Genomic DNA, 14,082 nt, shown 5'->3' with positions numbered 1-14,082 from the left:
AGCCATGATCCCTTCTCTACCCACCAATAAGCGTTTCAGCCGTGTCTATCAGGGTTATGTGGCGCTGTTCTTTATATTTCTGATGCTACCGCTTGTTGTCGTCGCGGTGTTTTCGTTTAACGACAGCTTATTCCCTTCCCTGCCATGGAATGGTTTTACGCTCGATTGGTTCACAGGAACCAGCGCCCCAAAGATTGGCGTGTTCAATGACAGAGAACTCACCGATGGTATTGGCGTGAGTCTGTTTGTGGCCATTGCCGTGACAGCGTGCTCACTGATTTTCGCCACCACCAATGCATTTCTGTTTGAACGGTTTGATTTTCGATTCAAAGGCTTTTGCTATGTATTGCTCTTGCTGCCCCTCGTGATTCCGGGTGTGATCTTAGGGGTGTCGATCTTGCTGATGAGCAGCACTATCGCAAATGGTATCGAAGACACAATCGGCTGGGATATTGAATGGATGCGGCCAGGGCTCGTGCTTGTCGTGCTGGGACAGTTCGCCTTTATCACCACCATTTGTACGCTTGTGATTTCAGCAAGACTAAGAAAATTTGATCTCACGTTGGAAGAAGCCGCACTCAATCTCGGTGCGACCAAAGCAGAGGCGATATTTACTATTACCATTCCTTTTCTTCGCCCAGCCTTGATTGGCGCAGGGATCATCGCGTTTTTAATGTCGTTTGAGAACTTCAACACGACTTTAATGCTGGTTGGCTCGGACGCGCCATTGACTATCGCCATGTTTGATCGGCTGCGTGAAGGCTCTACGCCTGTCATCAATGCGGTATCACTACTTCTAATGGTTGCCTCTGGGTTACTTGCTCTTGCGAGTATTTGGGTGTCATCACGAGGAAACCAAATCGAATAACCCAATCAGAGTCTCTCACTGAAATAGAGAGAGGCTCTGGTTCTAGGCATCTTCTGAGAAATACTCAAAAACCAGATCCAGGCTGCTTCAGAAATTCAATCTCTTCAGGGGTGCTTTGTCGCCCCAAAATCACATTGCGGTGAGGATAACGACCGAAGCGGTCAATAATGGCTTTATGGCGAACCTCAAAGTCATAGTTATTTTCTAGCCCCGACTGATTGAACAAATTCAATGCCTCTTCGTGAATCAATTTAGATTCACTGTGCATATATGGCATATACAAAAAGCTTCTTTGTACCGGCGGTAACTCGCGGTCAATCCCTAAAGAAACGGCCTCCTGCGCCAATGCTAACGCCATGGAGTCCTGTGAAAACGCCTTTGGTGTGTCGCGATAGATGTTGCGGGAGAACTGATCCAACACAATGATCTCAGCAAGGCGCCCTTCCGGTTCTTCTCGCCAACCGAAACACTCCCCCCGAGAAGCCTCTTCCAACAAGGAGGAGAAACGAGATTCGATCAACCGGTCTATCTTTTCATCTTTCGCAAAACACTGATTTGGCGTTAACTCTTCAAACCAAAACGTGAGCACTTTTCGAAACATCGCATTTCTCCTTATATTTTGTTTTCAACGCCCTGATAGCCCAAATAAAGGTATAGCCCAGATAATAGCGCTTTCTCTGTCTAACCCATCAGATTGTTTGATGTTCAGTCCAAACATTCATCCGTAGAAAAAAGAAATAATCGATTCCCTCAGACCCATCAAGAATCTAAAACTGAAAAAGGACTTAATGGTGGCAAACAAAACAGTGCGAGCGGAAAAAGTTATTTCACATTTTTTTAGACCCAGTCAACAGTTATGGCTAAAAGCTCCCCCTTCCCAATAAAAACAGCAACTTCGGTCAGGTTATCTCCTTTCCCTAATCGCACAATCGGTTGCATGAAAATGATGAGGAGATAAGTTATGAAAAGGATACTTGCACTCGACAGTATTCGAGGTTTATTGCTGGTTATTATGACCATCAACCATTTGATATGGACAAGCGGTGGTCGCAGTGTGCTTCAATACTTCTCACAACAACCCTTAGGGCAGTTTGGTGCCGCGGAAGGGTTTGTATTGATCTCTGGTCTTTTGGCTGGCGCGGTTTATAGCAGCCGCAAATATTCCCATCGAGAAGCTAGCAACAAAGTGTTGCGCCGTGCCTTAACAATTTACAAATACCATCTTACTAGCCTATTTATTGTGATGCTCTGGTTCACCTTCTGCGCATTCACTTTCCCTGCTGCTTCAACCTCTTTAGGTGGCAGTTTTGATAATCTCATCGCATCGCCAGTGGCGACGTTGCTTCTCAGTACCTTACTCATCAACAAGCCGGACTACCTAGAAATTCTACCGCTATACGTGATGTTCATGCTGATACTGCCGCTTGCGCTCTACGCGTTTCGCAGAGGTTATTTGTGGCTATTTTTGGCAGTCAGCGTTCTAGTTTGGGCTTTCAGTGGCAGTATCACTTCCTCACTGCTTTCCCCCGCTCTCGAGCTGATTTCACCAGATCTCAACGTACAGTTTGGATACTTCGACCCATTCGCATGGCAGCTCCTTTTTGTCTCGGGTGCCGCTCTCGGCTATTCACAACGACAAGGCACATTGCATTGGTATCATCCGGCTATGACCGTATTAGCGGGGCTGTTTGCGGCAGGCATGTTTGCAGCGCATCACGGAGCGTTTGTGTCTTGGGGCATTCATCAAGGTGTGCTGTATCACCTAGCCGACAAACCTGAACTAGGTTGGTTGCGTGTACTGAATCTGGCGGCATGGGTTTACCTGATTGCAGCCGTAATACGTGTCGCGCCCAATGCATTGGCATTCGCACCACTTAGCTATATTGGCAAGCACTCTCTGCAAGTATTCACGTGGCAAGCCGTGTTGATATTTGTCAGCGCACCATTCTTAACCGAAATGAGGATCACGCATTACTATTCACTGCTGGTTTTAGCATTGACCGCTACTTTATGGGCTGCGGCTTGGTGGCAAGAAAGCGGCAAACAAACCACGAACTCATTGCCGAAAGGTGCCGTGCTAGCCTCTACCGTTGCCCTGCTGCTAACCGCCAGCTTGGCTAGCATCAAACAGGAACAAGCACCTATTATCGCGATGAATGAAAGTTACCCGCTTACCGTCAAAATCAAAGATGTGAAAGATGAAGAGGCGGGAGTCATGCTACTGATCTTTGAGGACACCGACAACTTAATGGGCGCTCCGAGTCATTTTGCAGGGCCGTATACCGCTGATCAAGTGCGAGAAGGGATCACCCTAAACCCAATGCCGTCGGGATATTATGCCATCATGGCCTTTCAGGATCTGGATGGGAACAACACCTTGTCATTCGGCGCAGGTGGTATGCCAACCGAAGGGTTTGGTTATTCAAACAACCCGCCCCTTCAAGGCCCACCGACCATGGATGTTGTTAAATTCGCCCATAATAAGGCGCAAGATCAGACTATTTACATGTTGAATTTATATTAGATTCAATCACTTGGTTTCGCAACTGATACTATCCCTCTCACAAGGGGCGAAAAAAGCAGGGATCTGGATGAACACAGGCGAAGGCGGATTGTCACCTTACCACCTTGAAGATGGCACAGACATCGTATTTCAGATTGGAACCGCGAAATAGCAAAAATCGGCACTATAAACTTCACTTCTCGACCTCCTTCTGGAGGTCGATTTCATGCTGCTGCGCTAAGCGTTTCACATCAACATTCACACCATCAAATACCACGCTGCGCGTTACCATCCGTATCTGGATACCCACGACCAAAACAAAGGGTTTTGCCCGCTATGATAAAAAAATTGAATTAAAGTTTTGAAAAATTAAGCAGCACCCATGAATTTCCAACATATGAGCCATTTAATAATAATTTTAACAATGACCCAGCAACATAGATGTAGACATTAATGAACACTTAATTGAATATTGCGGCCCTTTTCTCCTCTTGCCTCCACAAACTCGCTATTTGTAGAAGCTTGGGTTTATCTCGTTCCTATCTTTACGGTCGTAAAAATACATTTTATGAAATCCATAAAACTCAAAATCTGTCTCTTTACTGGGATTGCCACGTTAGTCGCCATTAGCACCATGACCGCCTTTTCACTCTACTCCTCTACTCAGTTGCAGACACAGTCGAATGAGCGAAATCAGGCGCTGCTGTTGGAAATGTTTAACAACGGTTTACAGGCTGAGCTAAGTAACGCCGCGGAGATGATTGCCGATGAACTTGCAGACAGTTTTCTGCAAACATCCTTGATGGCTGAAAATTTCTCCCGTCAGCAGGATGCCAGCGACCAAGATACCCTCGATACACTTCGCGCTAGCCTGAATCATCAACTCAAAGGTTTGCTCGAGAAGAATTCAAATGCCCTTGGTGTATTCTCTGCTTGGGAGCCCAATGCGCTGGATGGCAAAGACAGCCTCTATGCGAATCTAACTGGGCATGACAACACCGGACGATTTATTCCTAACTGGAACCGTGATTTGGCTGGACGCTTTCAGCTTTCGCCGCTGACAGGTTATGCAGATGAAACACGCGCAGATAGTGGTGCACGCGTCGGCGAATACTACCTTTGCTCTCGCGACAGCCGTCGTAACTGCTTGCTGGATCCGTATGTTTACCCGGTGAATGGTCAAAACGTGCTGCTCACTTCTGTGGTATCGCCCATTTTGAATGATGGACGTTTCGTCGGCATCACCGGGCTCGACATTTCACTGGCCTCTCTTTCATACGTTGCGGAATCACTTAGCCAGCGTCTTTATCAAGGCCAAAGCCACGTGATGCTAGTAACTGACCGCGGTACGATCGCAGCAGACAGCAGAGACGAAGCGCTAGGCAATTCCGTAAAATCACTTCGCGGCGATGCCACACAGTGGGCAACTCGCCTTGGTCACAGTGGCTATCAAAGCTTTACCAGTGATGATGAACAACGCATTACAGCCATGATCCCCGTGAAGCCTGATGCTGACATTGCTCCTTGGACACTCGTTGTCACGCTCGATAAAGCGTTAGTATTGAAAAATGTTATCGCGCTGCAAGCACAAGCCGATGAAGACCAGCGAGAGCAAACGTTGATTTCCCTGATGATGGGCTTGGCGGTATTAATCGGTAACATCGCACTAATTTGGATGATTGCCGGTCGCATCGCGTCACCAATTCAAAGCACCGCGCAGTTTATGCTTCAGGTGGCCGATGGCAATTTCACACGCCGCTTAGATGAAGAAGCTAAGTCACAAGATGAAACTGGCGAATTAGCGCGTGCATGCAATACCTTCTTGGATAAAACCCAACAAGTGATCAAACAGGTCATTGCAACAAGCCACGTCGTCTCGGACAGCGCTATTCAATCTTCTGCCGTTTCTCAGCAAACGTTAGAGGGTGTCAGTCGTCAAATGCAGATGGTCAATCAAGTTGCGACCGCATCAACCGAACTGAGCACCACAGCACAAACCGTCGCGGATCATGCTGAAAGTGCCGCTAAAGCGGCGGCGACTACACAAGTCGCCTCAGCTCGCGGTCAACGTATGCTAGCGGATGTACAACAAGCTGTCGTAAAGCTGGAAGTGGAAGTTGCAGACGCATCGAACGTGATTACACGGCTTGGCGAAAACAGTCAAAACGTTCATGGCATTATTGATGTTATTAAAGGCATTGCTGACCAAACTAACCTGCTCGCACTGAATGCTGCCATTGAAGCCGCCCGCGCCGGGGAGTATGGCCGTGGCTTTGCGGTCGTCGCAGATGAAGTTCGCTCACTGTCACTTCGTACACAGTCTTCCACTCAGCAAATCTATGATTTGATCAACCAGCTGCAAGTCGATGCGGAAAGCGCAGTTGAAGCCATGAATTCTGGTGGGCAAAGTGCGAAAGATTGCGTCGAACTGGCGAATGATGCCGCAACACAACTCACCCAAATGACCGACGAAATCGACAACATTTCTTTGCTAAATACCGAAGTCGCCAGCATCGCCATCCAGCAAAGCATGGTTTCTGAGCAAGTGAGTCAGGATCTGGTTGAAATCAGCCAAGTTGTGACCGAGCTATCTAGCGCTGCAAGCCAATCGCAAAGCAGTAGTCAGCACTTGAAAGAAACGGCTGGGTCACTTGATAAAATGGTCAGTCACTTTACGGTTTGAGCCCAATCAAAGAGAAGCGCTGGTCAGCGCTTCTCTTTTTCCGATTTCGAGGCCAATTTTCGTCCCGGCCGAGGTCTCGTGGCTCTCGGTCTATCTTGGTTCAAATAAGCGGGGATCTCCGCCAATGAATCCACCACGACATCCGGTGCCGATTTGCGAATATCAATCCCATAGTTATAGCCGTGGCTAACACAAACTACTGGGCATTGGGCGGCTCTCGATGCATTGACATCATTCACGCTTCCCCCCACCAACAAGAGCTGTTCGGGTTTGAGGTGCAATAATAATGCGGCTTCCAACAGGCCATCAGCAGACGGTTTGGGCTCTTGTAATGCGTCTCGACCTAACACCAGTGAAAAGTGGCTACGAATACCTAACACCGTCAGAATCTCATTGGCTTGTGCTGTCGCTTGGTTTGTAACAACCGCCATGGGGATTTTTCGTCGGCTTAACTGACGAAGACAAGTCTCAACCCCGTCGAACAATGCAGCACTCGAATGATGACGTCGCTGATAGGCTTTCATAAAAAGTGCACTGCCGATACGAAACACGGGGTCTGGCACGATTCCATCGATCTTTCTTGAAAGGATTCGATGGATCAACTTGTCTGAGCCATCCCCTATCCAATCGCGTACATGCTCTGGTTTTAAACTTGGCAAACGCAAATCAGACAACATTTCCTCTGCGGCGTGACAAATGTCAGCAGCAGTATCCACCAAGGTACCATCTAACTCAAAAACAACGGCTTTCACCTGTGTTGCTGACAACATAGGTCACTCCAACTGTGATGATTAGTATGAGAAAACGTTCGCCAGTGCCACTGTTAGGCGTTCGCTGCTTGGGTTATCCCTGTCCGGTTGAAGAAATTGATGTGTTATTGAATGCACAGCCAATGGGTTAACAAAGACGTTGCGACTGCGAGATGTTAAAACAGCAGCCAAGGGAAAATAACGTCGTCTTTCTAATTTAGCAGAGTGGTGAGAAAAGCTAGTGACACCCTGTTACCGCATGTTATCTATCTTATTGATCTTTGACTAACCGTCATCTCAAAACCTATTATTATATTGATTTTTAATCATATTTTTTATTAACTTTTTTTCATGTCATAAGAGATCAGCCAATTTTCCACAGAATTAACGAAAAGCGAATCAAACAACGTCACTAAATCGCCAGCTTTGCTTGTTAAGATTTCTCTTTCGCGTAAACTGTGCGGCTTTTTTGACGCAGGAGAGTTTTCATGTTTATCGGCTTCGATTACGGAACCGCTAACTGTTCTGTGGCTGTCATCGAGAATGGCGCACCGCGCCTCCTTCCCTTAGAAGGCGACAGTCCTTTCATCCCCTCAACCCTTTGCGCCCCAACGCGTGAAGCGGTGAGCGAGTATCTTTGGCGTCACTTTTCCATCAAACCTATCGATTCGGTTGGCGAGCAATTACTTCGCCGTGCCGTGGCGTTTAATCGAGAAGAAGGGATTGATGTTGAGCCAGGCGACTTACGCTTTGGTCGCGCAGCGTTAGCCACCTATTTAGAAGACCCTGAAGAGGTTTACTACGTTAAGTCTCCGAAATCATTTTTAGGTGCGACGGGTTTGCGCGACGTGCAAGTTAGCTTCTTCGAAGATCTGGTTTGCGCCATGATGGCCAACATCAAGCAACAAGCAGAAGCGAACCTGCAAGACGATATTTTGCAAGCCGTGATTGGTCGTCCTGTTAACTTCCAAGGAAGCGGTGGCGAAAAAGCCAACCAACAGGCGGAATCTATTCTTACTGCCGCGGCCAAACGTGCCGGTTTCAAAGACGTACTGTTCCAATTTGAACCAGTCGCGGCGGGATTGGAATATGAAAGTACATTGGCGCAAGACAGCACAGTATTAGTGGTCGATATTGGTGGTGGCACAACGGACTGCAGCTTGATCCAAATGGGCCCAAGTTGGCGAGATAAGGAAGATCGCCACGCTTCATTATTAGGGCATTCTGGGTGTCGTGTTGGTGGAAACGACCTTGATATCCATTTGGCATTTGATCAACTTATGCCATTGTTTGGCAAAGGTTCAACATTGCAACGCGGCATGGATATGCCCGTGACACAGTTTTGGAACCCGATAGCCATCAACAATGTGGTCGCGCAGTCCGATTTTTATGCATCAGCAAACCGCAAAGTGCTTGATCAATTAATGCGTGATGCCAGTGAGCCTGAAAAAATTGCGCGCTTGATTACTGTCCATAAAGAAACATTGGGCTATCAAATTGTTCGTTGTGCCGAGGAAGCGAAAATATTGCTCTCAGAGCAACAGAACACGCAAGTGACGCTGCCTAACGTGAGTGAGCAACTGCATGTGGATATCGATACGGGGCAACTGGCGGATGCGATTGTGAAACCCGTGACTAAGATAAGCGAATTAGTGACCGAGGCGCTGGCACAAGCTCATACCAAACCTGATGCCATTTTCATGACAGGCGGCAGTGCTCGTTCACCTATCTTACGCACTTTGCTCGAAACCACTTTGCCGGGTGTGCCAATCGTTGCGGGTGACTACTTTGGCTCGGTCACGTCCGGACTAGCGCGTCACGCAGCCGCACGATTTAGTTAGTGTAAGGTTTCTGACGACTTATTCTCTCCCAGTTCGGGAGAGAATTTGCCCTCTTTGGCTTCCGAATTTTTCTGGTTTTCAACTCCATCCCAACCCTTCAATCCATAATCAGTAAGCGGTGTTTTTCACTCGTTTTTACATATCTTCATGTTAGAGACCAATAACATTCCACCAGCAGCTGTGACCCTTCGATCAAAAGCAACACAACTTTCTGATGCCATGAAGCAACACAGAGAGAGAGCCAGTGTTGAACACGACATCGGTATAACTCGACATCGGTTTAACAATGATTAGCGGCGCAAAAAAAGAAACTCACCCACTCTGAACGTTTCCTTTTTGCACAGAAAAGTCAGGTGGGTGTTCGTCAAGCGGGACGAAGTGTTCAATCGGTGATGATTCACTCAGATTGACATCAGCGAGAAAAGGCAGTGGATTGCTGATAAAAAACATTCCATTCAACGTGGATACTATTGAGTGGCGTGTTATTTATGACATAGTGATTAAGAAATAGCGCGAAGAAAGCCTTTTTGTGCGGCGCACATCTAAAGTTCTGCGCCATAAGAAAGCTGTTAACTGTAGAAAAGAAAACCACTCTTACCTATTGATTGGTGCTTCGGTAGTACAATCAGAGAGTTTTACATCAAATTCAGTAATAAACGCCCCTAGCGTGTCAAAATAGACATATCGAAACACAACATCATTTTCAAACAACACAACGGTTTGCCGTGCCTGGCAGGTGTTTTTTACGACCAGAGGAGGCACGACACGACGAAAATACTCAACGTTAATGTCCGCGACTACATCATCAACAATCGTGTGGTTGAGACGCAACATGCGACCGTCTTGCGCAACAGAATCCAGCCTTGTTCCTTCATCCACCATGACTGGCACATCACGATTAATACGTATCGCCGCAGCTTTCACAAACGAAGGCGCAGCATCATACATAGCGTCTTGTCGGATCAATCCATAAGAAAGCATGCAGTAGTCTATTTTGTTTTCAGTCACGTTCGCAGGCGGCGCAGCTTCGCATTGACGCTCAACAGCCACGACGTCTTGTTGCGTGACTTGCGCGCCGTTCACCGCCATCCATTCTGATGACACGGTGGCGCATCCAGCGAGTAATAGCACGGTTAGTGGCCCTAGTGTTGGTCTCAATTGCAATCCTTAATTATTGACGCCAACATCCCGTTTAGTCAGCGGGAATTATTTATTCATTACTGAAGAATCAGACGGTTAGTTCTCTATCACATCACAGATTGACAGTGTGAACCCCGAGAGCGCTCACATACCCAAACATGCGTTAGCGGATAATCAATACACTGGCACAGGACGAGGCATCAAAAAAGTCAAAATGCGATGAATACAAAAAAGTCCGCCTGAGCGGACTTTTTACAACGTTTGGATCACGCGTCAATAACGACTCAGGATTTGCCAACTGTGCGCGGCTTTACCGTATCCCATGGGCTGCTTTCACGTCCTGAGCGATCAGATGTGCTCGCGGATAAACTGCCTGCTTTGTCGTCGTTGCGACTTACACGGCTATCATTTGAACGGCCACCTGAGCGTGCGTTTTCACTGCGTCGTGAACTGTTGCGCGAACCACGCTTGTCAGACCCTTCGCTTTTCTCGTTGCGCGGCTGACGGCTTTTTGGTGATCCACTTTTTGATGAACTGTTTTTAGGTGCATTGCTCTTTGACGCCAAGTGTTTGGGTTTAAAGTTCAGCACTGAAATAGGCACTGGGTTACGTGGCTCAAACCCTTCAATCACACGTCGTTCAATCAAATGCCCTAAACGGCTTTCGATCATGCACAGGTTTTTGAAATCATCTTTCGACAAGAAAGTGATCGCTTCACCTTTCGCCCCTGCACGCCCGGTACGACCAATACGGTGAATGTAGTCGTCAGCAGGGAATGGCAAATCGTAATTCACCACTCGGGTTAGCTCTTCGATGTCAATCCCGCGAGATGCAACGCCTGTCGCCACAAGGTACTTAAGTGCGCCAGATTTAAAATCCTCCAGCAACTGCTCTCGCACTGCTTGGCTGCGACCACTGTGGAATGACTCGGCAGGAATCCCGCGTTTACCCAATTGTTCCACCAGCTTGGCAGCGCCGTGCTTGGTTTCTAGGAAAATCAGGGCTTGGTCCCATTTCTGCTCAGTGATCAAATGGCTCAACAGCGCAGATTTTTTGTCTTTATCGACCGTCACTAGCCACTGTTCGATCTCTGGCTTGCTTTGCGAGTCCGCAGTTGAAATTTCAACCGGATTCGGCACGGCGGTTTTCGCTAGGAATCGAATTTTGTCAGACAAGGTTGCAGAGAACAGCAAGTTTTGGCGGTCAACTGGCAAGCGCTCAATGATCTTGTTGATGTCTTCAATGAAGCCCATGTCTAACATGCGGTCAGCTTCATCCAGCACCAAAATTTCAATTTCGTCGAAGTGAACGGCGCGTTGCGCGTACATGTCAAGCAAACGACCTGGTGTGGCAACCAGAATATCAACGCCTTCAATCAAACGCTGTTTCTGCGCCGCGATCTCTTTACCGCCGTACATCGCCAACGTGGTCAGTGACAGATTCTTCGCATACTGCTCTGCATTCTTTTCTACCTGTGCCACCAACTCTCGAGTCGGTGCAAGGATCAACGCGCGAACACGCTTTTTACGTTGGGTTTCACCACGGCTTAGCATCTCAAGGATAGGCAAAACAAAACTTGCTGTTTTACCGGTTCCGGTTTGCGCTGCTGCAAGGAGGTTTTCCCCTTTCAAAATCACAGGAATGGCTTTTTCCTGAATCGGCGTTGGGGTTTGATACCCAAGTTCAGTGACGGCAGAAACAATCGGCAGGCTTAAGCCCAGCTTAGAGAATGGCATGAGAAATCTCGGCGTAAAAAGAAATGACAACAAGTATGGCAGATAGCAACGCCACAAAGGGCGCGCATTCTAGCACGAGTGGTTAGAAAAGCAGAGCAATGTCTGTGCAGGTGCATTCGCGCAGCGACAAGGCCATGTTGAAGTATCACTCATGCCATCAATTTTTCGATCATTTGCTCGCAGTCTTTTTGGGTGGCATAACGTGGAACAGGATAGTTCCACTTCGCCTCTTTAATGGCATTTTTGGCGATGATTGCCACATCCGACGTTTGAATTTCCGCCAGTGTTTTTGGCAACGATAAAGCATCTTGTAATGAAACTATATAGGCAACAAAAGCATGTGCATTGGTCGCATCATCCCATGTTGCATCACCTACCCCTGCCATGTGCGCCAGTTCAGCCATTCGCGCGGTTGCACTCGGCAATGAAAATCTCAATACATGAGGCAACGCCAAGGCATTGGCGAGGCCATGCGGCGTACCGTATTTGGCACCAAGATTATGTGCAATCGCATGAGTGTATCCCAAACTGGCTTTGGTGAACGCCAGCCCAGCGTAATACGACGCCATGGACATATTGAACCGCACTTTTAGCGAATGGCCATCTTTGTATGCAGGAACAAGATTATTGCTGATAAGTTGTACCGCGGCATTCACATAGCCATCTGTTTCTGTCGTTGCGTTTAACGATAAGTAAGCCTCAACAGCATGGGTCAGCGCATCCATGCCTGTTGCGGCAGTCACCGCGGGTGGAAGCCCTGTCATTAACACAGGATCGAGCGCCGCCATGATAGGCACCAGCTTTGGGTCCATTAAAGGGGTTTTCTGATGCGTGAAAGGGTCTGAAATCACTGCGGCAACAGTCACTTCCGAACCCGTTCCAGCGGTGGTCGGAATAACAAACAGTGGCGCGGGGGTACGCCATACCTTGAGGATTCCCGCGAGCTTTTGAATAGATTTCTTATTGGTAACGCGTGCAGCAATCACTTTGGCACAATCGATTGGCGAGCCACCACCAATGGCTAAAATGCCAGTGCACTGTTCCCGTAAATAAAGATCTCGGCCTTCTTCCGCCATGGGATAGGTAGGATCGGGCATGACATTGGCATAGCGAACGAAACTCACGCCAAAACGTAACAAATGCGCTTCTACTTTTTCGACAATCCCCACATCGACTAACTGTTGATCAGTCACTATCAGCAACTTACCGAGATTCATCAATCCAATCGCTTCACACAATTGCTCGGTGCTGTCTGCACCTGTAAACAAAGTCGGACGCGGAATAGGGATCACCCGAGCAGCGACCTTGAGCGCTTTCATATAGCCTTTAAAGAAAAACAACGACGGTTGCCCCATTGTGTCTGTTACCTCTTTTGAGATGTAGTAATAGCCTAGGCAACAGACGCCGTGCCATCTATCTTTTTGCTTTCAAAAACAGTGATTCGTCACGATGCGCGGTCTATATTTCATCGCCTGATAAACGGGAGCTCCCACTTAAACACGTCAGAGGATGACCATGGTGCAGACCCCAAAATCACTGAATGAAAAACCAAACCGCTTGGATGGCTTTGAATCGGAGACCGCTGAGAAGGCAGACCTAAAAATCGATGAGTTACAATTGATCGCTAACAACAAGAAAAAAGGGGAGTGAATACATCACTCCCCTTTTCTTTGTCATTCTCAACCTATGACGTTTACCACTTCATTTCACCGGTATGCACTTTAGCACTCAGATCCAATGACGACGGCTCAGCGGCATCGGGGTAAGACTTCATCATTGTTTCAATCAGCGATTTGCTGTCTTTGCTGCTTTTTTTCGCCTCAACAAAATCGGAAATGTAGGAAAGTGAATAATCAATGGCTTCAGCATTCAACGAGGAATCTGGCGTCGTATGCCCAGGGACAACCACTTGGGGTTGTAGAGCTTGCATTTCTTTCAGTTGGGCTGTCCACGCCGCCACCTCGGCGTCTGTTTGCGTATCGGCCATCCAACCATGTATACCTTCAAACACGCCAACGTTGCCAAGAATCGCTTTGTTCGCAGGTAGCCACAAATAAGGGCGGTGTGCCAATACACCTTCCGTCCCCTTGATTTCGATCGGCGTGCCATTCACTGAGAAAGAGGTGACAGTAACCGCTTCTGGAACGATTGGCTTCACCGGTGCATTGGCGCCCATTTTTGGCCCCCAAAATGCCACTTTCCCCGCCAATTTCTTCTCAATCACTTTCTTCACAGCAGGCGTTGTGATGATCTCAGCATTGGGAAAAAATTGATGAATCACTTCCGCACCGAAATAGTAATCAGGATCGGCCTGACTAATAAAAATGGTTTTTAGTTCCTTACCTGAGTCCAATACTTTGGCGGCAATGCGCAAAGCATCTGCTTTTGTGAAACCCGTATCAATCAACACGGCTTCGGTTTCGCCTTGAACTAAAGTGGATGTCACCATAAAGCTATTTTCGTCGCCGTAGTAAACATCCAGTGTCAACGGTGCCATGTCAGCAGCGAAAGCTTGACCGGCAAGTAGCGTTGTCAAAAGTGCAATACGTGTTTTCATCATTG

The 14,082-nt window shown here is 47.7% G+C and carries 11 protein-coding genes and 1 pseudogene; 6 read left to right on the top strand and 6 right to left on the bottom strand.

What is annotated here, in order from left to right; all coding sequences use genetic code 11:
- Positions 1-4: 4 nt before the first annotated feature.
- Positions 5-868 (top strand): ABC transporter permease, encoded by an 864-nt coding sequence (locus AB8599_RS19185; RefSeq protein WP_407333333.1) that lies wholly within the window; start codon positions 5-7, stop codon positions 866-868.
- Positions 869-932: 64 nt separating this feature from the next.
- Here the strand turns inward: AB8599_RS19185 and AB8599_RS19180 are convergent, their stop codons facing one another.
- The gene (locus tag AB8599_RS19180) at positions 933-1,469 is read right to left on the bottom strand and encodes a DUF924 family protein (RefSeq protein WP_407333332.1); all 537 of its coding nucleotides are present in this window, start codon (positions 1,467-1,469) and stop codon (positions 933-935) included.
- A gap of 360 nt (positions 1,470-1,829) precedes the next feature.
- Between AB8599_RS19180 and opgC the strand changes: the two genes are divergently transcribed.
- The 3 genes and pseudogenes from opgC (at position 1,830) to AB8599_RS19165 (ending at position 6,054) form a co-directional block, all read left to right on the top strand.
- A complete protein-coding gene (gene opgC, locus AB8599_RS19175) occupies positions 1,830-3,392 on the top strand; it encodes an OpgC domain-containing protein (RefSeq protein WP_407333331.1) in 1,563 nt (520 codons plus the stop codon).
- Between the two features lie 25 nt (positions 3,393-3,417).
- Positions 3,418-3,540: pseudogene (locus tag AB8599_RS19170) on the top strand (glutamate synthase-related protein); the annotation flags it as partial.
- Between the two features lie 399 nt (positions 3,541-3,939).
- Entirely contained in the window at positions 3,940-6,054 is a 2,115-nt protein-coding gene (locus AB8599_RS19165; protein WP_407333330.1) for a methyl-accepting chemotaxis protein, read from the top strand.
- A 23-nt stretch (positions 6,055-6,077) separates the two neighbouring features.
- On the opposite strand, the gene AB8599_RS19160 is transcribed toward AB8599_RS19165, so the two are convergent.
- The gene (locus AB8599_RS19160; RefSeq protein ID WP_407333329.1) at positions 6,078-6,824 is read right to left on the bottom strand and encodes an HAD hydrolase-like protein; all 747 of its coding nucleotides are present in this window, start codon (positions 6,822-6,824) and stop codon (positions 6,078-6,080) included.
- 467 nt (positions 6,825-7,291) lie between these two features.
- On the opposite strand from AB8599_RS19160, the gene yegD reads away from it, so the two are divergent.
- The gene (gene yegD, locus AB8599_RS19155) at positions 7,292-8,644 is read left to right on the top strand and encodes a molecular chaperone (RefSeq protein WP_407333328.1); all 1,353 of its coding nucleotides are present in this window, start codon (positions 7,292-7,294) and stop codon (positions 8,642-8,644) included.
- Positions 8,645-9,238: 594 nt separating this feature from the next.
- Here yegD and AB8599_RS19150 read toward each other — a convergent pair.
- The 3 genes from AB8599_RS19150 to AB8599_RS19140 all read right to left on the bottom strand — a co-directional run bounded on the left by AB8599_RS19150 (position 9,239) and on the right by AB8599_RS19140 (position 12,875).
- Positions 9,239-9,802, bottom strand: coding sequence for a hypothetical protein (locus AB8599_RS19150; RefSeq protein WP_407333327.1), 564 nt, complete (start codon positions 9,800-9,802; stop codon positions 9,239-9,241).
- A gap of 266 nt (positions 9,803-10,068) precedes the next feature.
- A complete protein-coding gene (locus AB8599_RS19145) occupies positions 10,069-11,520 on the bottom strand; it encodes a DEAD/DEAH box helicase (protein WP_407333326.1) in 1,452 nt (483 codons plus the stop codon).
- 149 nt (positions 11,521-11,669) lie between these two features.
- Positions 11,670-12,875: an iron-containing alcohol dehydrogenase gene (locus AB8599_RS19140; protein ID WP_407333325.1), complete on the bottom strand. Its 1,206-nt coding sequence runs from the start codon at positions 12,873-12,875 to the stop codon at positions 11,670-11,672.
- Between the two features lie 160 nt (positions 12,876-13,035).
- On the opposite strand from AB8599_RS19140, the gene AB8599_RS19135 reads away from it, so the two are divergent.
- A complete protein-coding gene (locus tag AB8599_RS19135) occupies positions 13,036-13,170 on the top strand; it encodes a hypothetical protein (protein WP_407333324.1) in 135 nt (44 codons plus the stop codon).
- A 43-nt stretch (positions 13,171-13,213) separates the two neighbouring features.
- On the opposite strand, the gene AB8599_RS19130 is transcribed toward AB8599_RS19135, so the two are convergent.
- Positions 13,214-14,077 (bottom strand): MBL fold metallo-hydrolase, encoded by an 864-nt coding sequence (locus AB8599_RS19130; RefSeq protein ID WP_407333323.1) that lies wholly within the window; start codon positions 14,075-14,077, stop codon positions 13,214-13,216.
- Between the last annotated feature and the right edge of the window lie 5 nt (positions 14,078-14,082).

The sequence above is a fragment of the Enterovibrio litoreus genome (assembly GCF_045679545.1).
Taxonomy (GTDB): Bacteria; Pseudomonadota; Gammaproteobacteria; order Enterobacterales; family Vibrionaceae; genus Enterovibrio.
The sequence above is the reverse complement of the archived record's forward strand: the minus strand, read 5'-3'. Positions and strand labels throughout refer to the sequence as shown.